Source organism: Microbacterium terricola, from assembly GCF_027943945.1.
In the GTDB taxonomy this organism is placed as follows: Bacteria; Actinomycetota; Actinomycetes; order Actinomycetales; family Microbacteriaceae; genus Microbacterium; species Microbacterium terricola.
This window is the reverse complement of sequence record NZ_AP027141.1, coordinates 380781-401151: the sequence shown is the minus strand read 5'-3', so window position 1 is coordinate 401151 and position 20371 is coordinate 380781. Positions and strand designations below refer to the sequence as shown.

16 protein-coding genes are annotated in these 20371 nt (G+C 71.7%); all 16 read right to left on the bottom strand.

Features of this window, described 5'->3' with window-relative positions:
• Positions 1-104: 104 nt before the first annotated feature.
• Positions 105-2219 carry an elongation factor G gene (gene fusA / locus Microterr_RS01875; protein WP_263796466.1) on the bottom strand — a complete coding sequence of 705 codons (2115 nt, stop codon included), beginning with the start codon at positions 2217-2219 and terminating at the stop codon, positions 105-107.
• Positions 2220-2305: 86 nt separating this feature from the next.
• Positions 2306-2776, bottom strand: coding sequence for a 30S ribosomal protein S7 (rpsG, locus tag Microterr_RS01870; RefSeq protein WP_263796467.1), 471 nt, complete (start codon positions 2774-2776; stop codon positions 2306-2308).
• Positions 2777-2781: 5 nt separating this feature from the next.
• Positions 2782-3150 carry a 30S ribosomal protein S12 gene (gene rpsL / locus Microterr_RS01865; RefSeq protein ID WP_263796468.1) on the bottom strand — a complete coding sequence of 123 codons (369 nt, stop codon included), beginning with the start codon at positions 3148-3150 and terminating at the stop codon, positions 2782-2784.
• Positions 3151-3393: 243 nt separating this feature from the next.
• On the bottom strand, positions 3394-4005 hold the full coding sequence (locus Microterr_RS01860; RefSeq protein ID WP_263796469.1) for a hypothetical protein: 612 nt from the start codon (positions 4003-4005) through the stop codon (positions 3394-3396).
• Positions 4005-4841 (bottom strand): hypothetical protein, encoded by an 837-nt coding sequence (locus Microterr_RS01855; protein WP_263796470.1) that lies wholly within the window; start codon positions 4839-4841, stop codon positions 4005-4007. The genes Microterr_RS01860 and Microterr_RS01855 overlap by 1 nt, the downstream gene beginning before the upstream one ends.
• Complete coding sequence (locus Microterr_RS01850) at positions 4838-5422, bottom strand: hypothetical protein (protein WP_263796471.1); 585 nt, start codon at positions 5420-5422, stop codon at positions 4838-4840. Before Microterr_RS01850 ends, Microterr_RS01855 begins: the two co-directional genes overlap by 4 nt.
• Positions 5423-5426: 4 nt before the next feature.
• Complete coding sequence (locus tag Microterr_RS01845; RefSeq protein ID WP_263796472.1) at positions 5427-6809, bottom strand: hypothetical protein; 1383 nt, start codon at positions 6807-6809, stop codon at positions 5427-5429.
• Positions 6806-7105, bottom strand: coding sequence for a hypothetical protein (locus Microterr_RS01840; protein ID WP_263796473.1), 300 nt, complete (start codon positions 7103-7105; stop codon positions 6806-6808). The genes Microterr_RS01845 and Microterr_RS01840 overlap by 4 nt, the downstream gene beginning before the upstream one ends.
• 104 nt (positions 7106-7209) lie before the next feature.
• Positions 7210-7497, bottom strand: coding sequence for a WXG100 family type VII secretion target (locus tag Microterr_RS01835; RefSeq protein WP_263796474.1), 288 nt, complete (start codon positions 7495-7497; stop codon positions 7210-7212).
• Between the two features lie 95 nt (positions 7498-7592).
• Positions 7593-12065 carry a type VII secretion EssC family protein gene (locus Microterr_RS01830; RefSeq protein WP_263796476.1) on the bottom strand — a complete coding sequence of 1491 codons (4473 nt, stop codon included), beginning with the start codon at positions 12063-12065 and terminating at the stop codon, positions 7593-7595.
• The gene (locus tag Microterr_RS01825; protein ID WP_263796477.1) at positions 12062-13273 is read right to left on the bottom strand and encodes an RDD family protein; all 1212 of its coding nucleotides are present in this window, start codon (positions 13271-13273) and stop codon (positions 12062-12064) included. Before Microterr_RS01825 ends, Microterr_RS01830 begins: the two co-directional genes overlap by 4 nt.
• An 8-nt stretch (positions 13274-13281) precedes the next feature.
• Positions 13282-13998 (bottom strand): hypothetical protein, encoded by a 717-nt coding sequence (locus tag Microterr_RS01820; protein WP_263796478.1) that lies wholly within the window; start codon positions 13996-13998, stop codon positions 13282-13284.
• Positions 13995-15503: a DUF5684 domain-containing protein gene (locus Microterr_RS01815; protein WP_263796479.1), complete on the bottom strand. Its 1509-nt coding sequence runs from the start codon at positions 15501-15503 to the stop codon at positions 13995-13997. The genes Microterr_RS01820 and Microterr_RS01815 overlap by 4 nt, the downstream gene beginning before the upstream one ends.
• Positions 15500-18007, bottom strand: a complete 2508-nt coding sequence (locus Microterr_RS01810) for a transglutaminase-like domain-containing protein (protein ID WP_263796480.1) — start codon at positions 18005-18007, stop codon at positions 15500-15502. Before Microterr_RS01810 ends, Microterr_RS01815 begins: the two co-directional genes overlap by 4 nt.
• Positions 18004-19383 (bottom strand): DUF58 domain-containing protein, encoded by a 1380-nt coding sequence (locus tag Microterr_RS01805; RefSeq protein WP_263796481.1) that lies wholly within the window; start codon positions 19381-19383, stop codon positions 18004-18006. Before Microterr_RS01805 ends, Microterr_RS01810 begins: the two co-directional genes overlap by 4 nt.
• The gene (locus Microterr_RS01800; protein WP_263796482.1) at positions 19380-20345 is read right to left on the bottom strand and encodes an AAA family ATPase; all 966 of its coding nucleotides are present in this window, start codon (positions 20343-20345) and stop codon (positions 19380-19382) included. Before Microterr_RS01800 ends, Microterr_RS01805 begins: the two co-directional genes overlap by 4 nt.
• Between the last annotated feature and the right edge of the window lie 26 nt (positions 20346-20371).

Sequence of the window (20371 nt, the reverse complement as noted above, 5' to 3'; positions counted from 1 at the left end):
CGGTCGCTGGTTTGCGACCGGATTTCTACAGGGTTGTTTCTAGCTTAGATGTATGAAGTTGTGAGATTCGCGGGATGCCTCCCAGGGAGGCACCCCGCAGAGGGCTACTCGCCCTTGGTCTTCTGGACGATCTCGTCCATGACGTTGCGCGGGACCTCGGCGTAGCTGTCGAACTCCATGGAGTAGACGGCGCGGCCGGAGGTCTTCGAGCGGAGGTCGCCGATGTAGCCGAACATCTCGGACAGCGGCACGTTCGCCCGCACGACCTTGACGCCCGCAGCATCCTCCATGGACTGGATCTGGCCACGACGCGAGTTCAGGTCGCCGATGACGTCGCCCATGTACTCCTCGGGCGTACGCACCTCGACGGCCATGATCGGCTCGAGGATGACCGGGTTCGCGCGGCGGACGGCCTCCTTGAAGCCCATCGAGCCGGCGATCTTGAACGCCATCTCCGAGGAGTCGACGTCGTGCGATGCGCCATCGAGCAGGATCGCCTTGACGCCCACCATGGGGTAGCCGGCGAGCACGCCGACGTTCATGGCGTCCTGGAAGCCCTGGTCGGTCGGGCTGATGTACTCGCGCGGGATGCGGCCACCGGTGACCTTGTTCTCGAACTCGTACGTCTTGTCGGCCGTGACCTCGAGAGGCTCGATCGTGAACTGGATCTTGGCGAACTGACCCGATCCACCGGTCTGCTTCTTGTGCGTGTAGTCGTGCTTCTCGACCGACTTGCGGATCGTCTCGCGGTACGCGACCTGGGGCTTGCCCACGTTGGCCTCGACCTTGAACTCGCGCTTCATGCGGTCCACGAGGATGTCGAGGTGCAGCTCGCCCATGCCCTTGATGACGGTCTGACCGGTCTCGGAGTTCTGCTCGACGCGGAACGTCGGGTCCTCCTCGGCGAGCTTCTGGATCGCGAGACCCAGCTTCTCCTGGTCGGCCTTCGTCTTGGGCTCGATCGCGACCTCGATGACCGGCTCCGGGAACGTCATCGACTCGAGGACGACCTGGTTCTGGCTGTCGGAGAGGGTGTCACCGGTGGTGGTGTCCTTCAGGCCGATGACCGCGTAGATGTGACCGGCGGTGACCGAGTCGACCGGCATCTCCTTGTTGGCGTGCATCTGGAAGATCTTCCCGATGCGCTCCTTCTTGCCCTTGGTCGCGTTGACGACCTGGGCGCCCGAGTCGAGGTGACCCGAGTAGACGCGGATGTAGGTCAGGCGACCGAAGAAGGGGTGCGTGACGATCTTGAACGCGAGCGCCGCGAACGGCTCGTCGCGGTCGGCGTGACGCTCGATGATGGTCTCTTCGTTCTTCGGGTCGCGCGCCTCGATGGCGGGCACGTCGAGCGGCGACGGGAGGTAGTCCACGACCGCGTCGAGCATGGGCTGCACGCCGCGGTTCTTGAACGCCGAGCCGCACAGGACCGGGTAGAGCTCCGAGTTGATCGTGAGCTTGCGGATCGCGCCCTTGATCTCAGCGACTGTGAGGGGCTCGCCGCCGAAGTGCTTCTCGAGAAGCTCCTCGTCGGACTCGGCGACCGTCTCGAGGAGGATCTCGCGGTACTCCGCTGCCTTGTCGGCGAGCTCGGCCGGGATCTCCTGGATCTCGTACTTGGCGCCCATGGTCACGTCGCCCTTGGCGTCGCCGGGCCAGACCAGCGCGCGCATCTCGACGAGGTCGACGACGCCGACGAAGTCGCTCTCGGAGCCGATGGGCAGCTGCAGCACGAGCGGCTTGGCCTTCAGGCGGTTCACGATCGTGTCGACCGTGAAGTAGAAGTCGGCGCCCAGCTTGTCCATCTTGTTGACGAAGCAGATGCGGGGGACGTCGTACTTGTCGGCCTGACGCCACACGGTCTCGGACTGGGGCTCGACGCCCTCCTTGCCGTCGAAGACGGCGACGGCGCCGTCGAGGACGCGGAGCGAGCGCTCGACCTCGACCGTGAAGTCGACGTGACCGGGCGTGTCGATGATGTTGATCTGGTTCTTGTCCCAGAAGCACGTGACAGCGGCAGAGGTGATCGTGATGCCACGCTCCTGCTCCTGCTCCATCCAGTCGGTGGTGGCAGCGCCGTCGTGGGTCTCGCCGATCTTGTGGTTGACGCCCGTGTAGAACAGGATGCGCTCGGTCGTCGTCGTCTTGCCGGCATCGATGTGCGCCATGATGCCGATGTTGCGGACCTTGTTGAGGTCGGTGAGCACTTCTTGTGCCACGGGGTGTCCTTACTTGTGGTGGGGAATGTCGTGGGGTGTCCGGTTCCGGTCTGCGAGGAGACCGGAACCGGACGACCGGATGCTGGTTACCAGCGGTAGTGCGCGAAGGCGCGGTTCGACTCGGCCATCTTGTGGGTGTCTTCGCGGCGCTTCACCGCGGCACCCAGGCCGTTCGAGGCATCCAGGATCTCGTTCTGGAGGCGCTCGGTCATGGTCTTCTCACGACGGCCCTTGGCGTAGCTGACGAGCCAGCGCAGCGCGAGGGTGTTGGCGCGGTGAGGCTTGACCTCGACCGGCACCTGGTAGGTCGAGCCACCGACGCGACGGCTCTTGACCTCGAGGGTCGGACGCACGTTGTCGAGCGCCTTCTTGAGCGTGGCGACGGCGTCCTGGCCGTTCTTGGCCTCGACGCCCTGGAGGGCGGTGTACACGATCGACTCGGCGAGCGACTTCTTGCCGTCGACGAGGATCTTGTTCACGAGCTGGCTGACGATCGGTGCGCCGTAGACCGGGTCGTTGACGACGGGGCGCTTCGGGGCGGGTCCCTTACGAGGCATGGTCCTTAACCCTTCTTCGCGCCGTAGCGGCTGCGAGCCTGCTTGCGGTTCTTGACGGCCTGGGTGTCCAGGGCGCCGCGGACGATCTTGTAGCGGACACCCGGGAGGTCCTTCACACGACCGCCGCGCACGAGCACCAGCGAGTGCTCCTGGAGGTTGTGGCCCTCACCGGGGATGTACGCGGTGACCTCGGTGCCGTTGCGGAGCTTGACACGGGCGACCTTGCGCATCGCCGAGTTCGGCTTCTTGGGGGTGGTCGTGTAGACGCGGGTGCAGACGCCGGCCTGCTGCGGGTTCGCCTTCAGCGCGGGAGCCTTGGTCTTGGTGACCTTCGGCGCACGCCCCTTGCGAACCAACTGCTGAATGGTTGGCACGTTCTCTCCTTGTAGTGCTGCACGGTGACAGCGATGGTGTTTTCACCACAGACCCACCTGCGCGGCGAATGACCGCCGTGCTCGCGTGGTGGATATGCCGTGGGGGCGGCCTGTTCACAGGACCGATCCCTGAGATGTGGCGCGGCACCCCCTGAGCTCCGCCGAGGCACAGCACAGGGCGCGCGTGAGCGCACACCCGATCAATGATACGCGCGCGGGTGGGGGGTGGTCAAACGCGGGCCGTCAGCGCGCGGTCGCCGCCGCCTGCTGCCAGCGCATCGTGCTCATCACGAGGTCGCCGATGTCGAGCAGCTGGCGTGCCGCCTCATCCCCTTCGGCCGTCGGCGGGGTGAGCACGGTGTACTGGAACCTGAGCGCCCGGCGGGCGGGCGCGTCCTCGTGGACGGGCACGAAGTAGGTCGCCTCGCGCACCCTGACCTCGCGCTCGTCGCCGAACCAGTCCTCCCTGCGCCAGACCCACATCGGCGTCTCGGTGAAGTCCGCCTGTTCGACGGGGAGGCCGCGGCTCAGCCGCACGAGCGCGGCGTCCCAGTCCACCCCGACCGGCAGCACGACCGGCGAGATCATCAGCGCGGCGGGCAGCCGGACGCCGTCGGCGACGGGCGGCAGGTAGATCTCGAAGACCCGCAGCTCCCGGATCGCCCGACGGTACTGGGTGAGCAGCGCGCGCATCTGCAGCGCGATGTCCGCGCGGCCGGCGTCGCGGATGGCCCCGAAGACCGCCTGGGTCGCATCCTCCGCGAGCAGCGCCTCCGCCGGGATGCGCTGCCAGCCGGGAGGGCACAGGAGCGTGAACGGCGTCGGGCCAGGACGGACTCCCTCAGCAGCGCCCATCAGCGCGCCCACAGCGTCCACGGGGCGCTGCCGGCCGCGGACGCGGCCTGCTCCTCGGTGATCGCCCCGCGTGCGACCAGCGCGCGCAGGGCGAGCGGGAACGCGCTGCTCAGCCGGGTGCGCTCGTCGGCGCTGAGGCCGCGCTCGGCGGTGCTCCACCAGTCCTCGAGGGCCACGTCGACAGCGCGCTGATCGTCGGGGGCGAGCGAGCCCGCACCGGTCGCCGCGCGCTCGGACCGCCGGAGGCGCAGCCACAGCACCAGCGCGCCGATGCCGGATGCGGCGAGCAGGACGAGTCCGATGACGGGCGCGGCGGGCTCGTCGGCGTTGATCTCGTCGAGTCGGAAGATGAGGATCGAGGCCAGCACGACAAGCCACACGATCCCGATGAACGCGTACAGGCGCGACGTGACGTTGACGATGGAGGCCGGCTCGGTCGGCCGGTGGAACCGCGAGAGGTACCAGAGGATGCCGAGCGAGACCGCCGCGGTCAGGCCCGACAGCAGGGCTCCGTCCTGCACGTCGAAGGCCGCGCCGCGGATGCCGGGCAGCTCGAGCACGAGGGCGGGTGCGATGAAGGCGAGCACGAGCGCGACCACCATCGCCGCGCGGTGGACGCCGGTCGCGATCGGCGCGGGTCCTGCGGCCGTGTGTGCCCGGTCGCGGTGGAGTTCGCCGACGGCCTGGCGCTGCGCGATGGCGTGCGCCCGCTCGGCGTCGGGGACGACCGCCAGGAGGGTGGCGCGCGCCGCCGCGCGCACGGCAGTGCGGGCATCCGCGTATCCGCCCGCGGGCAGCCGGCTCTCGATGCGCGCTGCGGTGTCGTCCACGGTCATGAGATGCGCTCCGGGTCGAGGGTGCGGAAGAGTTCGTCGAGGTCGGCGAGCCGGCTGCTGAGCGCGTTCGCGTCGTGGTCGACGGAGACGAGATACCCGACCCATCCGTCGCGGATCCCCAGCCATTCCGCCTTCGGCAGGAGCGTCGGCTCGGCGTCCTCGTCCGGGAGCACGGCACTCAGCGTGAGCCGCCGGACCGCACGGTCGAAGGCGTCGGCGTGCGCCGGCTCGATGACGGGTTCGACGACGGTGAAGCCCAGCTCGGGGAGCAGCTCGGCCGGGTCGATCCCGTCGTCCGCGCGCGCCTCCACATAGGCATCCGCGAAGCCGGTCGGCACCCCGTCGGCCGGATAGTGCCAGAAGCGGGCGCCGACGTGCTCGGCGGGGAACAGCGCGATCGACCGCGCGTGCTCCTCGATCGCGGCCGCCAGCTCGGCTTCGCCCGGACGGCCTCGGGAGGCCTCGGCCGCGACCCACGACGCCCACTCCCCCGCGTCCGCCCAGTCGGTGCCGAGGTAGTCCAGCGGCACGGGGATCCAGGTGGCCGGGTCGTAGGGGATCCGGATGCGCGTCGCGGTCATCCGTCTAGTATCCGTGGATCTTGTCGGAGACGACGTCGATCCCGGCGTCCACCACGTCGGAGGGTCCTGGCACGCCGAACAGCCCCACCGTGTTGTCGTAGGTGGCCGACCCGAGCGCCCAGACGTTGACGCCCTGCATGAACCGGCCCGGCGCCACGTGCTCGGCGGCGAATCGCGCCGAGCGCTCGCCGATCGTGCCCGCACCCGGCCACACGGCACGCAGCCGCTCGGACATCGTGATGGCCATGCCGTCCATGCGGGAGCCGCCGGAGCGGATCGAGTTCCAGGCCGTCCGGCCCCAGCTGCGCTCCACCCCTGCGAGGAAGTCCGCGGCGAGTCCGGGCGCCGCCGCCTCGCGGGCGGCACGGTTGCCGGCGAAGCGGCCGGCTCCCGTGACGCTGCTCAGATCGCGCACGAGCAGGTTGCGACCGGCGTTGACGGTGCCGCGCGTGGCCGCTCCGGCACCTGCGCCGATGCGCAGCGACGCCCCGATGGTGGCGCCGCCCTTCATCGCCTTCGCGAACGAGCCGGCGAAGGGGATGAGTCCGATCGCATCGAAGGCGATGTCGCCCCAGCTCGCCCGCCGCGAGCCCGCGGCCATCATGGTCAGGTGCGCCACGAGCGCGACGACGGCGGCGACGGTCGCGATGACCAGGAGCACGGCGGCGATCGGGCCGGTGACGATGAGCGCGGCGATCACGACGATGGCGCCGACGATGCCGGCGACGGTGGCGATCGTGTCGAGCGCGTCCTCCCACCAGGAGTCGTTGATCCCCGACGCCGAGATGGCCGACTCGATGCCGTCGACCGCGTCGTCGTACGCGGCATCCCATGCGGCGTAGCCCGACTCGAATTCGTTCCAGAGCCCGTCGAGCTTCGTCTGGGCGCTGGACGCGGTCGACGATGCCGCGTGCAGGGCGCGGTCGGCCTGACGGCGGTCGGCCTCGGTGGGCTCGTCCTCCCAGATCCAGGTGGTGTCGAGGTCGTCGACGTCGCGTTCGGCCGCGCGCTCGGCGGCGCGCGCGTCTTCCAGCTCGTCGTGCGCGGCGTGGATGCGCGGCACGTAGGGGTCGACGGTGGAGGTCTGCGCGCGGCGGAGCGCCTGGGCGTACGCCACCAGGACAGGGCCGGTCCGCGTGTACCGCTTCGCGACCTTCTCGAGGTCGTCCTGCAGCTCGCCGGCCGACTCGCGGATCTTGTCGAGCGCCTGGGCCTTGTACTTCTCCGACCGGGACAGCTTGCCGAGCTCGACGGCCGTGTCGGTCATCTGCTCGCCGATGTCGGAGTAGTGGCGGCCGGCGGCCTCGATGCCCGCGGGGTCGCCGGCGATCGCGTCCAGCCGGTAGTGATCGTCGGGCGAGTACAGCACGCCGTAGGGATTGCTCATCCCTCGCCCCCCTGCGCCATCTCCTGGTCCTTTGCGGTGAACTCGTCGATCACCGAGGTGATGTGGTCGTGGATGTTGTGCAGCGACTCGACGATGACCTCGCGGTTGCCGTCCCAACCGGACTCGAACGAGCCGACCTTGTCGCGGAGTCCCGAACGGTCCATCGGGCGGCCGACGGCGCGCTGCACGTCGTCCGAGGTGTCGCCGAGCGACTCGAACTCGGTGATGAACGTGCCCAGGCTCGTGTTGGTGGTGCGAAGGTCGTCGAGGTCGAGGTCGACTCCGTCTCCTGCCATGTCCGCCTCCTTGAGATCGCGCGAGTCATCGCGGCGGCCTGAGGCCGCCACGGGGAGGAGATGGCGGCGCCGTCAGCGCCGCCACCTCCTCACAGACGTGCTGGTCAGCTGCCGGCGAGCGCCTGGTCGGTGTCCTTGATCGCCTGCATCATCTTGCGCAGCGACTCGCCCATGTCGGAGATGCCCTCGATGGCCTTCTCCAGTCCGGTCGTCAGCTCGTTGTAGCCCTCGCCGAACTTGCCCGACGCGTGCTGCGTCTTGAAGTCGTCACCCAGCAGACGGTCGACATCGCTCTTGAGGCGACGGAGCACATCGCCGATCTCCTCGCGACCGGAGTCGAGCTTGCCGGCCATGGCTTCCATCTCGCCGTAAGACGCCTTGAAATCCGCCATCGATCAGTCCTTTCGTCCGTGAGCCGGCCAGAACGCCGGGGTTCCCAGGCTAACCGGCGGTCCGAACGGCCTCCAACCACCTGGGGATAAATCAATTACCGATCCGTGCGCGGCAGCTGCACGGTGACGATCCGGCCGTTCTCGACGAACAGGCCGCGGCCGACAGGGAACTCGTGGCGCTGCACCTTGGGGAACGGCACCTTGAAGAGGGAGTCGCCGTCGTACGAGTCGGGGCGCAGCGCGATGCCGTGACGGCCCGCCTTCAGCTCGCCGACCAGACCGTAGCCGCCGCTGAGCTGCGACACGTCGCCGTCGGCGATCAGGAGGTGATCGCTGCGGTTGATCGCCTGGAAGAGCTCCTTGAGGGGGCGCTCCGCGTCGGTGTCGCCGAACTCCACGATGTTCTCCACCACGATGACGATCCGCTTGCCGCCCGCCTCGTCGGCGACGATGTCCTTGAGGCTCTTCGCGAGCGCCCGCACGTCCTCGATGCCGGAGGCGGCGACCTGCCACGGACGGAAGTCACGCAGCGCCGCACGCCTGCCGCCCACGTGGAACAGCTCGATCTCGGGATCGAAGCGCTCCATCGCCGCGACGATGCCGCGCAGTGCGGTCGTCTTCCCGCTCTGCGGCGGGCCCGCGACGACGAACGTGCCGATCGGCTCGAAGCCCTTCGGGCCCAGCGTGTCGTCACCGACGCCGAGCACCGGCAGATCGTCGACGCGGTCCGGCAGCTCCGCGGGCACCAGCTCGACGGGCAGCGAGCCGATCTCCCTGGCCTCCACGGCACCCGCGGCACGCAGCGCGGCGGCGAACTGCTCGGTCGCCAGCGTCTGCTCGGCCACGTTGGTCGTGCCGCCGATGACGGCGACCTGCGCCTCGAAGCCGTCGACGATCGCCCTGCCGGGCGCGCTGCGCTCGCTGAGCACATCCTTGGCGACGCCGAGGATCGAGTACGCACCTTCATCGGACATCCGAAGGACGATGCGCTTGGTCACGTTCGCGCTGACCGCGGTGGGCACGGCGCCGTAGCGATCGGCGGTCGCGACGACGTGCACGCCGAGTGGTCGCCCCTCGCCCAGCATCCGCATGAAGATCGCGTAGTACGCGGCCCGCGCGGACGTGGTCTCCCAGTCCTGCTTGAACACGCCGAAGCCGTCGATCAGCACGATGATCCTCGGCTCGGACAGCTCGCCGGTGATCTGCCGGTACTCGCCGAGGGTCGCGGCGCTGACCGCCGAGTAGCGCTTCGAGCGGTCGTCGAGGATGCCGCGGAGCGTGCGCAGGAGCCGCTGGACGCGCTCGACGTCGTCGCCCGAGACCACCGAGCCGACGTGGGGCAGCACTTCGAGCGAGCGCAGCGCGCCCGTGCCGAAGTCGATCGCGTAGACGACGGTGCGGCCGAGGTCGGGGCGTGCTCCCGCGCCGATCGCGATGGTGCGCAGCGCGGCGGACTTGCCCGCACCGCTCGTGCCGTAGACGAGCATGTGCCCGTCGGTGTCCGGCTCGAAGAAGACGGCGTCCTGCAGCTGGCGCTCGGGGATGTCGGCGAGCCCGATCGGGATGCGGCTGTCGCCGCCGTCCAGCGGGAGGGCGCGCAGATCGATCGTGCCGGCGAGGTCGTCGAGCCACGGACGACGCGGCGCGGGGATGCCGGCCTCCGCGGTCGCCCGGACCAGGGTGGCGACGAGCCGCTTCTGATCGTTGGGGCCGAGGTCGTCGTCGTGGGTGTCGGACTCGGACTCCTCCGCCGACTCCCACTGCACGAGCGAGCCGAAGCGCAGCTCGGCGACCCTGACCTGGGCGCGGTCGGGCTCGTCGGCGGTCCATCCGCCGGCATAGCCCGACTGGAAGGGCACCAGCCGGCCGGGTCCGGTCTTGGCGATGCCGCGGCCGGGCAGCGACGGGTCGAAGCCCGCGGCCAGCGGCTCGCCGACGACGTCGGTCGAGTCGGCCTCGTCGGCCATCCGCAGGGCCACCCGCAGGTTGGTGTTCGCGCGCAGGTTGTCCTTGATGACGCCGGCGGGCCGCTGCGTGGCCATGATCAGGTGGATGCCGAGTGAGCGACCGCGCTGGGCGATGTCGACGACACCGTCGACGAACTCGGGGACCTCGCCGACGAGCGCGGCGAACTCGTCGATCACGAGGACGAGCGCGGGCGGCGTCTCGGGATCCTGACGCTTCTCCAGCTCGAGCAGGTCCTTCGCCTTCTTGCGGTGGAACAGGTGCTCACGGTGATGCAGCTCGGCACGCAGGCTGGTCAGCGCGCGGCGCACCAGGTGCGGGCTCAGGTCGGTGACCAGCCCGACGCAGTGCGGCAGCTCGACGCAGTCGGCGAAGGCGGATCCGCCCTTGTAGTCCACGAACAGGAAGGTCACACGGTCCGGGCTGTACTCGGCGGCCATGCCCAGCACCCACGCCTGCAGGAACTCCGACTTGCCCGAGCCGGTGGTCCCGCCGACGAGGGCGTGCGGCCCCTGACCGCGGAGGTCGAGCGACATCGCGTCCGGGCTCCCCTGCCCGACGAATGCCTTGAGCGTGGAGGCGCGCTTCAGCCGGGGGCGGGGGCCGGGGGTGCGGTCGATCACCGAGTTCGTCTGCCGCCAGCGCTCGATCACCGCGCCGGGCTCCTCCGCCATGTCGGTGCCGACCAGGCGCAGCAGCGACACCGAACCAGGCAGATCGGACGAGTCGGCCGCGACCGAGCTGGAGTCCACCACCGGAGCCATCCGCTTCGCGAACAGGTCGGCGTACTCGCGCGAGACGCCCTCCACCACGACGCCCTCTGCGCGCTCGCCCGCGCGCACCCAGCCCACCGTCGCGTCGTCCAGCCCGCCGGTGACGTCGATGAACGTGCGGCAGGCGGCCGGGAGGGACTCGACCGTCGGCGCGACGAAGACCGTGTACACACCGGCATCCGGACCGCGCTCGATGACCTGCGTGAGCCGTGGCCGGTCGACCGGGGCGTCATTGCTGACGAACAGCACGAGCGACACGTCCTCGACGGCGCCCTTGTCGGACGACGCCATCTCGCCCACGCGACGGCCGAGGGCCATCGACGTGTCGCCCTCGCCGAGCGGCCCTCGGCGGGTCGCGGAGGCGGAGAGCCGCGCGAGGATCATCTCCTCGAGCGCGTTCAGCAGGGCCGTGCCGGCGGACTGACTGTCGGCGAGCGCCATCTCGGCGAAGGGCGAGCGGGGGCTGGTCGTGTGCGGCAGCCACTTCATCCACTCGATGTCGCCCGTCCAGCCGGGATCGATGATCGCGGCGGTGACCACCTCGTTGGGTGCGTGCAGGCCGAACAGCTGCACGCCGATGCCGCGGACGACGTCGGCGGCGAGGTCCTTGGGACCCGCGATGCCGATCGCCCCCGCCGAGGGCAGGAGCTCGACGAGGGGCACGCCCTCGATCGTGGCGAACCGGTCGCGCAGCGCGTTCACCCGGTGCGCGTACTCGGCGATGCCGCGCTGATCGGTGGCCTCCTGGATCGTGCCCCGACTCGCACTCGCGCCCACGCCGAGGCGGAGCCCCAGGAAGTTCCAGTGCTCGGGGCGGCGCGTCCACAGGAGCGGGCCGAGCGCCATGGCGTTCTCGTACACCGTCGCGGTCGCCGGCGCCTCTGCCCTGCGTCGGTCGCGCTCGAGGACCTCCTCGCTGAGCAGCCGGTCCTCCAGCTCGTCGATCTGCGTCTCGAAGGTCTCGATCTCGAGCTTGAGCTTCTTGCCCTGCTGCGTGCGCTGGCCGATGAAGTTGCCGAACATCATCAGCGGCGCCATCAGCACGATCAGCAGCGAGCTGGCCCGCTGCGTGAAGCCGAACATCGCGAACCCGAGCAGCACCGGAGCCATGATCATCGGCCACGGGAAGATGCGAGGATCCGCCTCGTTCGGGATGAGCGGATGCCGGTGCTCACGTCCGGGGTAGCGCACCTCGACGCGGGGGGAGCGGTTGAACATCAGCGCCCCGCCGCGCTCGAGCACCCGCGCATCGTCGCCCGCGACGCCGGCGACCATGGCGAACGAGACCTCGGTGGCGCCGATCGTGATGATCTGGCCAGGCAGCACGCGCACGCGCTGCACGAGCCCGCCGTCCACGAGCAGCCCGTTCGCGGAGTTCAGATCGACCAGCTCGATGCCGTTGTCGACGTCGATCCTGGCGTGACGCTTCGAGACCAGGGGGTCATCGAGGACCACGCTCGCCGGGGACACCCGGCCGATCACCGACGCGCCGTGCGGGAGCGGGATCGTGCGCCCGGCTTCAGGGCCGTTGTGGATGCGCAGGAGCGCGGCGGTGGCCGCGCTGCCGCTCTCCGGCGCGGCGACCGCGGGTACGACCGCCGCGTCGAATCCGGAGCCGATCGGCGCCTGGGCGATCAATGCCGTCGGATCCAGCTGCATCGACTGCCCGGTCGGGGTGGTCACCACGAGGGTCGGGACGCTCCCCCGGTCGATGTGCACGCCGTCCGCCAGCGCATGAGCGACGTCCTGCACGGTCGCGGTCGCATCGGCGGTCACGACGACGTCGACGACGGCGTCCGCGCCGCGGCGCAGTCCCAGCTTGAGCTTCACTCGCCGTCACCCTTCGCCGCCGTGAACGAGCGTCCACCCACCTGCACCACCCAGCCCTCCGGCACGCGCACCCGCTCGCCGGGCGTCGCCTCGACGACCTCGCCACCGGGGGACAGCAGCTGCGTGCCGTTGCGCGAGCCGCGATCGATCACCCAGAGCCCTTCCGCGTCCTGCCCGAACGCGAGATGAGTCTTCGACATCAGGCGCTGGGGATCGGCCAGCGGGATCGCGAGCGCGCCCTCTTCGCCGGCACCGGGCACGGGGTCGCGCCCGATCAGACCGAACGCGCCGATGCGGGCCGTCGTGCCGTCGTCGAACCGCAGGACGCCCTTCACCCTGCGGCGCGCGCGGACCGGAGGCACGTCCGCGTCGGGCACCGCGGTCGCGACGTCCGGCGCATCGGCGACAGAGCTCGCGGACCGCGCGACGCCCGGCGAGGACGGGATGGCCGACGTCGGCGCGGACGCGGGCGCCCCGATCAGGTCGGGCTCGGGCAGGTGGTCGATCGGGGGCGCGACGGCGAGCTCCGCCGCCAGGGCCCACTGCGCACCGGTCTCGCCCGCGCCCACCACGCCGGCCCGGGAGCGCTCCGCTGGTACCCGGAGCGACGCGTCGGCGGGAGCGCCCGAGGCCATCGACGCGAGCTGCTCGTCGAGGCCCTCTGGGCGATCGCGCAGGGCGCGCCTGGCGCGGCGGAGCGCGGTGGCGTCGAACGGATCGAGCCCCGCACGCGCGTCGATGAGCCAGCATCCGACCATCCGATCGAGGATGCTGCGACCGCGGCCCTGCGGATCCCACAGGCTCGACGACAGCAGCACCACGGGGCCGACGACGGGGACGAGCCCGCTGGCCGCCAGCGTCAGCGCACGCAGGCAGACCCGCCAGAAGCCAGGCCGTCCGTAGCTGAGGGCGCTCACCGACCGCAGCCGCAGCGCCGCCTTCCCCACCGTCACGCCACGACGACCGTGGGCGAGCAGCTGACCGACCGCGAAGAGCACGAGGGCTGCGGCGCCGCTCGCGACGAGGATCACCGTCAGTGCCGACGACTCCCCCTCGGCGGCGGCGAGCACCGCGCCGATGACGATGGGCGTCGCGAGCACCGCGGCGACGGTGAGGTCGATCGCGAAGGCAAGCGAGCGGATGCCAGGGGCGGCGGCGACGAGCCCGAGATGGCGCGCCTCGTCGACCTCGGTGGCTGGCTCGGTCATCGTCATCCTCAGGTCAGGGTCAGCAGCAGCACGAGCGCCGTCGCAGCGATCAGCGCCACGACCGCGACGGCCACGCCGATCGACACCGCGCGGCGGCGCGAACGGGCACGCCCGGCGCGCTCCACACTCTCATGGTCGGCGCGACCGGCGGAAACCGACGGCTCCGGACGCACCGGCGCCCGGCTCGCGATCACGGGCTCGGCCGTGCGGGGCGGCAGCGGGGCGCGCAGCGCCTCCGCATCGGGCACGTGGCCGGGGCGGGTGGGGGTGACCGCTCCGTCCGTCGCGGGGGCCGACGCGTCCGTCGTGCCGCGGCCCGTCGGCTGCGGCGTGATGGTGGTGACGGGGCTCTGCGACCGTGGCGGCGGCTCTCCGGTGCGGCGGAGCTCGGTCTCGTCGAGCGAGTCCGTCGTCCCCGGCACCCCCACGCCCGCGCGCTGGGCGGGGGCGGTGGTGGCGGCCGCGGGGGGTGCGATGCGGATGCCCTCGCGCAGCGCGGTCAGCTCGAAGTCCTCGTCGGGCGGCGCGGCCGGACCGCTCCGGCGCAGCGCGGTCTTCTCGAGGTCGTCGTCGTCCTCCTCGTCGACGGGCGGCGCAGCGCGACGCCGCGCCGCGTCGGCGGGCGGAGCCGGACGGCGGACCCTGACCGTCTCGTCGGCGGGCGGCGGTGCGCCGCGACGGACGCGGACCGTCTCGTCGTCGGGGTCGCCCTGGTCGCGGGTCATGCCTCGTTCTTGACCAGCTTGACCTCGGCGTCGCCGAGGAGGAACTTCTCCCCCGCCTCGGTCTCGACGCCCGGAGGGGCCTCGACGTCCGTGCCCATGAAGGTGGCGAACAGCACGCCGTTGGTGGAGTCGAGGTCGGTCACGTACCAGCGATCGCCGCGGAGGACGAGACGCGCATGCGTCTTCGAGACGGTGTCGTCGTCGATCGAGACGAGCTGCGCCTGCGGATGCTGGCGGTCGCGCAGGGGCCTGCGGCCCAGGATGACGACGTCGGCGGTGATCGCGATCGCCGGGCCGTTGGGCGGCACGAGGGACCAGGCCGCCGTGCGACGGCGCGCGACGATCGTCTCGTCGTCGTCGCCGTCCTCCGGGATGTGGGGATCGGCGTGCAGGGCGGAGACGGAGCTCTGCGCCGACCGCGGGGCACCGGCCACCGGCGCGCCGGCGATCGCCGAGACGGAGCCGGACGACTCGTCGAAGGCGTCGGGGTCGGCGCGACGCGACCGCGCGGGCGCCCAGGGTTCGACGACCTCGGGCTCGGCCTCCTCGGCTTCGGGGACGGCCGACACCGGCGGGGGCGCGTCAGCGGGCCGCGCGGTCGAGCGGCGCAGGATCGGCACCGCGGCGATCGGCTCCGGCGCGTCGGTCGGCGCGGCAGTGACATCAGAGGTCGCACCGGCGGCGCCCAGGTCGTAGCCCGCCCAGGTCTGCGCCGGGGCGGCCGCGGCGGGCGGCTCCGGTGCGGGGGGCTCCGGTGCCGGGGGCTCCGGTGCGGAAGGCGCCGGCGCGGCGTGCGGGGCGGGGGCGAACGGATCGGGGGCGAACGGATCGGGCCGGTCGGCCAGCTCGGTCGGGCCGTCGTCGGGGATGACCCGCGCGGCGCGGCGTCCGCCCGGGATCGGATCGTCGATCCCCTCGAGGTCGTCGTCCTCGTCGACCGCGCCCGCCGGATAGCCTGCGCGCGACGGAGCCGGCGCCCACACGTCCGCAGCGGGCTGCGGCATCGGCGGCCGCGGCGGGATCACGACGGGGAGGGTCGGGGGCGCTGACGCGGCCGGGGTGCGACTCGCGGACGCACCGGGCGCCGCGGCGCGGGGCACGCCGCGGCGGGGACCAGCTGCCGGCTCGGTGCCGATCCACACCGCGGGTCCGAAGCCGACCACGGAGGCCCAGATCGGGAACAGCAGCGCGGCGAGGACCGTCATGCCCGCGCCGAAGCCGAAGGACAGGTTGATGCGGTGGCACGCGACGATCAGCACGATCCACAGCGCGAGGGCGCCGGCGACGGGGATCAGCGCGAGGAGGACCAGCCAGCCCGAGAAGGCGCCGAGCTGGAGCAGGACGATCGTGTTGAGCACGGGCACCCACGCCTTCCAGCGCTCCTCTCCGGCCTTGGCGAACACGGCGGAGAGAGCCAGGGCTACCCACACGTAGAGGATCACGCCGATGACGATGCTCGTCAGCCACACGGCGACGATCGTCGAGGCGTCGATGGAGGTGCTCATGCGGTGCGCGCCGTCCGTGCGGGACGACGCTTCCCCCTCTCCGAGAGGCGTTTCCTCTGGCCGGACGGCCCGAGGTGTCGGACGAATGACCTCAACGATACGGCCGCCGCGAACCGGCGCCACGGATCGGACGCGCGTCGCAGTGCGCGTCGCTCCTCGTCGACGGTGCGCCAGAACGCGCGTGCCTCCTCCGCGCTGACGGCGTCGCGCGAGAAGACCGCCCGATCGGCGCCGGCGGCGAGCACGTCGCCCGCTGCGGTCGCGAAGGCCGCGGCGAGTTCGCTGCGCGTCGCGGACGGCGGTGCCTCGCGGCCCGCGTCGACGGCCGCATCCACGTACTCGTCCCAGCCGCCGGCGACCCGTGCGGCCGGTGCGGGCTGGCGGCGACGTGAGCGCCGGCGGCCGGCCTTCGCGCCGATGATGATGAGGAAGGGGCCGAACGCGAGCGCCAGCAGCGCGAGGGCGATGCCCGCGATGCGCAGGATCGGCCACAGCCAGGCCAGATCGAGCCCGGCGTCCGCGTCCTGCTCGTCGTTCGGCTGCGGGTCGTCCTGGAGCGGGGCGGGCGGGACGACCTCCTCGATCGCATCCGGCCGCACCTCCGTGGCGTTCTCCGGGTCGCGCTGCTCGGTGCGATCCAGGCTCGGCGACTGGGAGTACTGCGGCGTGACGTCGATCGGCACCCACGATCCGTCGGTGCCGCGCACCTCGGTCCAGGCGGCGAGGTCCTGCGCGCGGCAGACACCGCCCTCGCAGGTGCGCAGTCCGGGATCGTCCGCGCTGAGGCGCACCCCCACCACGACACGTGCGGGGAACCCGAGCGTGCGCGCGATCAGCGCGGTCGCGACGGCGAACTGCTCGTCGTCGCCGATCGCGGCCACGTAGTTGTCGGACGACTGGGCCCGCGGATCGGCCTCGCGGTCGAGGAGGCGCTCGAACATCCGGTCGATGCGTGCGAGCGAGTGACCTGATGCGCTGGGCTGGAATTCGTAGCCGCCGAGGGACTCGGCCCACACCGGCGCCTCCTCGCCCTCGGACAGCGAATGGCTGAGATACCCGCGGGAGCGCAGCAGCGCGACCAGTTCGGCGAGCGCGGCCCCGTCCGTGCCCGTGGCGTGGGCGGCGACCCAGGCGCGCAGGTTCTCCGGCAGCGTCACGTCGTCCGGGATCCCGCCGGGCGCCGTCAAGGACGCGAGGTCCTCCTGCGCGGGCTCGACTCCGGTCAGCCGGAAGGCGTCGCCGCTGCGCAGGCCGCCTGCAGCCGTCTGCACCCCGGCCTGCGCCGTCGCGCTGTAGTAGAAGTCGTCGCGCAGCGACGCGGCCCTGGGCCCGGTGAACGTCGCGGAGGAGAGCCGGCCGACCGACGGCATCCAGATCCCGTCGAGGGTGTCGACCGTGATCTGCACGTCGACCTGCTCGCCCGCGCCCGCGTCGAGCGACGAGGGCACGCGGACGAAGCGGGACTGCTCGATCGCGTCGCTGCCGCCGGCGCGGAAGATCTCCCCGTCGTAGCTGTCGAGGGTCGCCACGCGCACCCGCTCGGGCGGCGTCCCGTTCGCGACGACGGTGAAGAGGATCTCCCCCGCCCGCTCGTCGGTGAACATCCCGCGGTAGGCGCTGAGCGGGCTGACCTCGGCGGACAGATCGATCTCCGGGCCGACGCCGGAGCGCAGCACCTCCCGGTCGGCGCCGCGCGCGGCGTAGGGAACGACGATCGCGGCGATCGCCACCGCCAGCGCGATCATCCCCGCACCCAGGGCCCCGCGCCGGCGGTCGGTGCGCGACGGCCGCCGCGAGATGCGCACGCCGCTGGAGACCGCTGCGCGCTGCAGGGCGCGCACCCGTTCGTCCCGGCTGCGCCAGGCGAGCCAGAGCAGGCACGTGAGCAGCCCGACGATCGCGATCGCGGTCTCGACGGGTGCCCGCAGGGTGATCTGGCCGATCACGAGGGACGCACTCACGGTGGTCCGTCCGAAGAACAGGCCGAAGGCGATCATCGACAGGCCCACGGGGGCGGCGACGTATGCCCACCGGTCGCGGCGCCACGACAGGAGCAGGGCGGCGCACGTGCCGACGAGGAAGATCACCAGGGCGGGGACCAGCAGGTTGCGGTAACTGCCGACCGGCAGGTCGACGGTGAGCATGTCCTTCCAGGCCAGCACGGCGCCCGCGGCGACGTCGCCCAGGCCCTGTACGAGATCGGCCGGGCCGCCGAGCCGCGACGGCACCGCGAGCGGGATGCCGAGCACGAAGAAGGCCACGGTCACGACGAGCAGCACCCGCCAGATCGCCCAGCGGCGCCACCACGCGAAGGCGGCGATCGCGACGGCGACGATCGTCGCGACGCCGACCAGCAGCACGAACCACCACGACCGGTATATCGGCCAGGCGGCGACCGCCGCAGTCAGCACGGTCAGGGCGACGAACAGCGAGCCCGCGACGACGCGGGGCACGAGCAGGACGCGCTCGGGCTCGGGCGCGACGGGTGGCAGGGCGGCGCTCACGAGGTCGCTCCGCGCAGCAGGAGCCCGGCCAGGTCCTCGAGCACGCCGACCGTGAGCACGCTCATGCCCGAGATCGCCTGCATCCGGGGGTGGGCGCGCTCATCGCAGATCACGCCGACCACCGCGGTGTCGGCGGGGAACCCGAGCGCGGCCTGCCGCAGGCGGGTGAGCGTCACCGTCGAACCCACGACGACGAACGCGATGGACAGCCGCTCGTTGGCCTCGGCGGCGAGGCGGCAGATGTCCTCGATGGGCATGGTCGACTCGTACTGCTCGACGCCGCTGAACCCGTCGAGCATGGTCCGGGGGGATGCTGCCGGCACATGCTGGATCGCGCGGAGGCGGCCGCGGACCACACGGGGGATCTCGGAGCCCGTGACGATGTCGATGTCGCGCGCGTCGCGCACGGCCCGCAGCCCGAGCGAGGCGGCGCAGCTGACGGCGAGCTCGAACTCGTCGGCGTCGGCGTACTCGGACTGCGCGGAGCCCAGCACGATCGCCATCCGGGAACGGCGCGACTCCTCGTACTGCCGCACCATGAGCTGGCCGGTCTTGGCCGTGGACTTCCAGTGCACCTGGCGCTGGGAGTCGCCTGGCGCGTACTCGCGGATCGCGTGGAACGACATGTCGGCGTCGACCAGCCGCCTGGTCGGGTTGCCCTCCAGGTCGCGGATGAGCCCTGCGCTGGTGGTGGGCACCGCGACCGTGCGCGGGTGCACGTACAGCTGGTGCACGTCGTCGAAGGCGTGCTCGCGGCGCAGCAGCCCGATCGGGTCGCTGCGGACCGTCGTGGCCGGGCCGACGGTGATGACGCCGCGGCGGAGGTTCGGGATGTCGAGCGGCTGCGCGATGGTGTGGCCGGGGCGCAGCAGCGGCACGCCGAACTCGACCAGCCCCGCGCCCACCGGGATGTCGAGGCGGCCGGGGAGGGCGACCCGGTCGCCGTCGTTGCGGACCACGATCTCGCCGGTCACACCCTCGCCGGCGGTGATGCGCTCGTGCGCGACCGTGAGGTCCACCTCGTACGCGCGTGAGCCGAACAGGAACGGGATGCTCATCAGCAGGAGCAGCACTGCGATGGCACCGCCGACCATCCACTCCACCCAGCCGAACACGATGCCCGTCAGCAGGCCGGCCGTCGCGACGACCGCGATCAGCGCACCGGCCGGGCGCACGGTGTCCGACGCCCACTGCGCGGCCGCCGCGATGGCGGCCCGCACGGCGCGGGAGGCCTGCGTCCACCACACGACCGCACGCACCAGCCGGCGACCTCGCGTGGAGGTCACCTGGGTGCGGGTGGTCGCGCCCGCACCGCTCGAGCCGGCGGCGCCGGTCGATGCGGATGTGCGGGTGAGGCGGGACTCGGTCAGGCTCATTCGGCCTCGCGTCTGCTGGGCGGCGCGACGTCGAGCAGAACCTGGCCGACGACTGCCTCGGGGGTGACGCCGTCGAACTCGGCCTCCGGGTGCAGAATGAGCCGGTGCGAGAGCACGGGCACCGCGAGGGTCTTCACGTCGTCGGGTGTCGCATACGTGCGTCCCTGCGAGGCGGCGCGGGTGCGCGTCGCCCTGGTCAGGGCGAGCGCGCCGCGGATGCTGACGCCCAGCCGCACCTCGTCGGCCGACCGGGTGGCATCGACGAGCCGCGCGATGTAGTCGAGGACGAGCGCGTCGACGTAGACGCCGGCCGCGAGGTCCGCCATGCCGGCGAGCGCCTGGGGGGTGATGATCGGGACGAGATCGGCCGTCGCGACGGCGGCTCCGTCGAGGATGCGGACCGTCGCGGCGTGATCGGGGTACCCGATCGAGGTGCGCAGCATGAACCGGTCGAGCTGCGCCTCGGGCAGGCGGTACGTGCCGGCCTGCTCCACCGGGTTCTGGGTGGCGAGGACCAGGAACGGGTCGCCTGCGGGGCGGGTGACGCCGTCGATGGTGACGCGGCCCTCCTCCATCACCTCGAGCAGCGCGGACTGGGTCTTCGGGCTCGCCCGGTTGATCTCGTCCGCGAGGACGATGTTCGCGAAGATCGGCCCTGCGTGGAACTCGAACGTGCCCGTCTTCTGGTCGTACACGGTGATGCCCGTGATATCGCCGGGCAGCAGGTCGGGCGTGAACTGGATGCGCGTGTTCGTGCCCTGCACCGACTGCCCGAGCGCGCGGGCGAGCGAGGTCTTGCCCGTGCCGGGCACGTCCTCGAGCAGCACGTGCCCGTCGCTGAGCATCGCGGTCAGCACGAGGTCGACGACGTGACGCTTGCCGAGCACGGCGCGCTCGACGTTGTCGGCGATCTGGCCGAACGTCTGCGCGAACCAGGTGGCCTGCTCCTGGGTGATGGTCATGCGATGGTGTCCTCTGCGTGTCGGGG

Excerpts from the sequence above, each read along its gene's own strand:
- Microterr_RS01820 (WP_263796478.1), bottom strand. The coding sequence starts at position 13,998 with ATGACCCGCGACCAGGGCGACCCCGACGACGAGACGGTCCGCGTCCGT.
- Microterr_RS01835 (WP_263796474.1), bottom strand. The coding sequence starts at position 7,497 with ATGGCGGATTTCAAGGCGTCTTACGGCGAGATGGAAGCCATGGCCGGC.
- rpsG (WP_263796467.1), bottom strand. The coding sequence starts at position 2,776 with ATGCCTCGTAAGGGACCCGCCCCGAAGCGCCCCGTCGTCAACGACCCG.
- Microterr_RS01815 (WP_263796479.1), bottom strand. The coding sequence starts at position 15,503 with ATGAGCACCTCCATCGACGCCTCGACGATCGTCGCCGTGTGGCTGACG.
- Microterr_RS01825 (WP_263796477.1), bottom strand. The coding sequence starts at position 13,273 with ATGACCGAGCCAGCCACCGAGGTCGACGAGGCGCGCCATCTCGGGCTC.
- Microterr_RS01855 (WP_263796470.1), bottom strand. The coding sequence starts at position 4,841 with ATGACCGTGGACGACACCGCAGCGCGCATCGAGAGCCGGCTGCCCGCG.
- Microterr_RS01860 (WP_263796469.1), bottom strand. The coding sequence starts at position 4,005 with ATGGGCGCTGCTGAGGGAGTCCGTCCTGGCCCGACGCCGTTCACGCTC.
- Microterr_RS01845 (WP_263796472.1), bottom strand. The coding sequence starts at position 6,809 with ATGAGCAATCCCTACGGCGTGCTGTACTCGCCCGACGATCACTACCGG.
- Microterr_RS01800 (WP_263796482.1), bottom strand. The coding sequence starts at position 20,345 with ATGACCATCACCCAGGAGCAGGCCACCTGGTTCGCGCAGACGTTCGGC.
- Microterr_RS01850 (WP_263796471.1), bottom strand. The coding sequence starts at position 5,422 with ATGACCGCGACGCGCATCCGGATCCCCTACGACCCGGCCACCTGGATC.
- Microterr_RS01840 (WP_263796473.1), bottom strand. The coding sequence starts at position 7,105 with ATGGCAGGAGACGGAGTCGACCTCGACCTCGACGACCTTCGCACCACC.
- Microterr_RS01805 (WP_263796481.1), bottom strand. The coding sequence starts at position 19,383 with ATGAGCCTGACCGAGTCCCGCCTCACCCGCACATCCGCATCGACCGGC.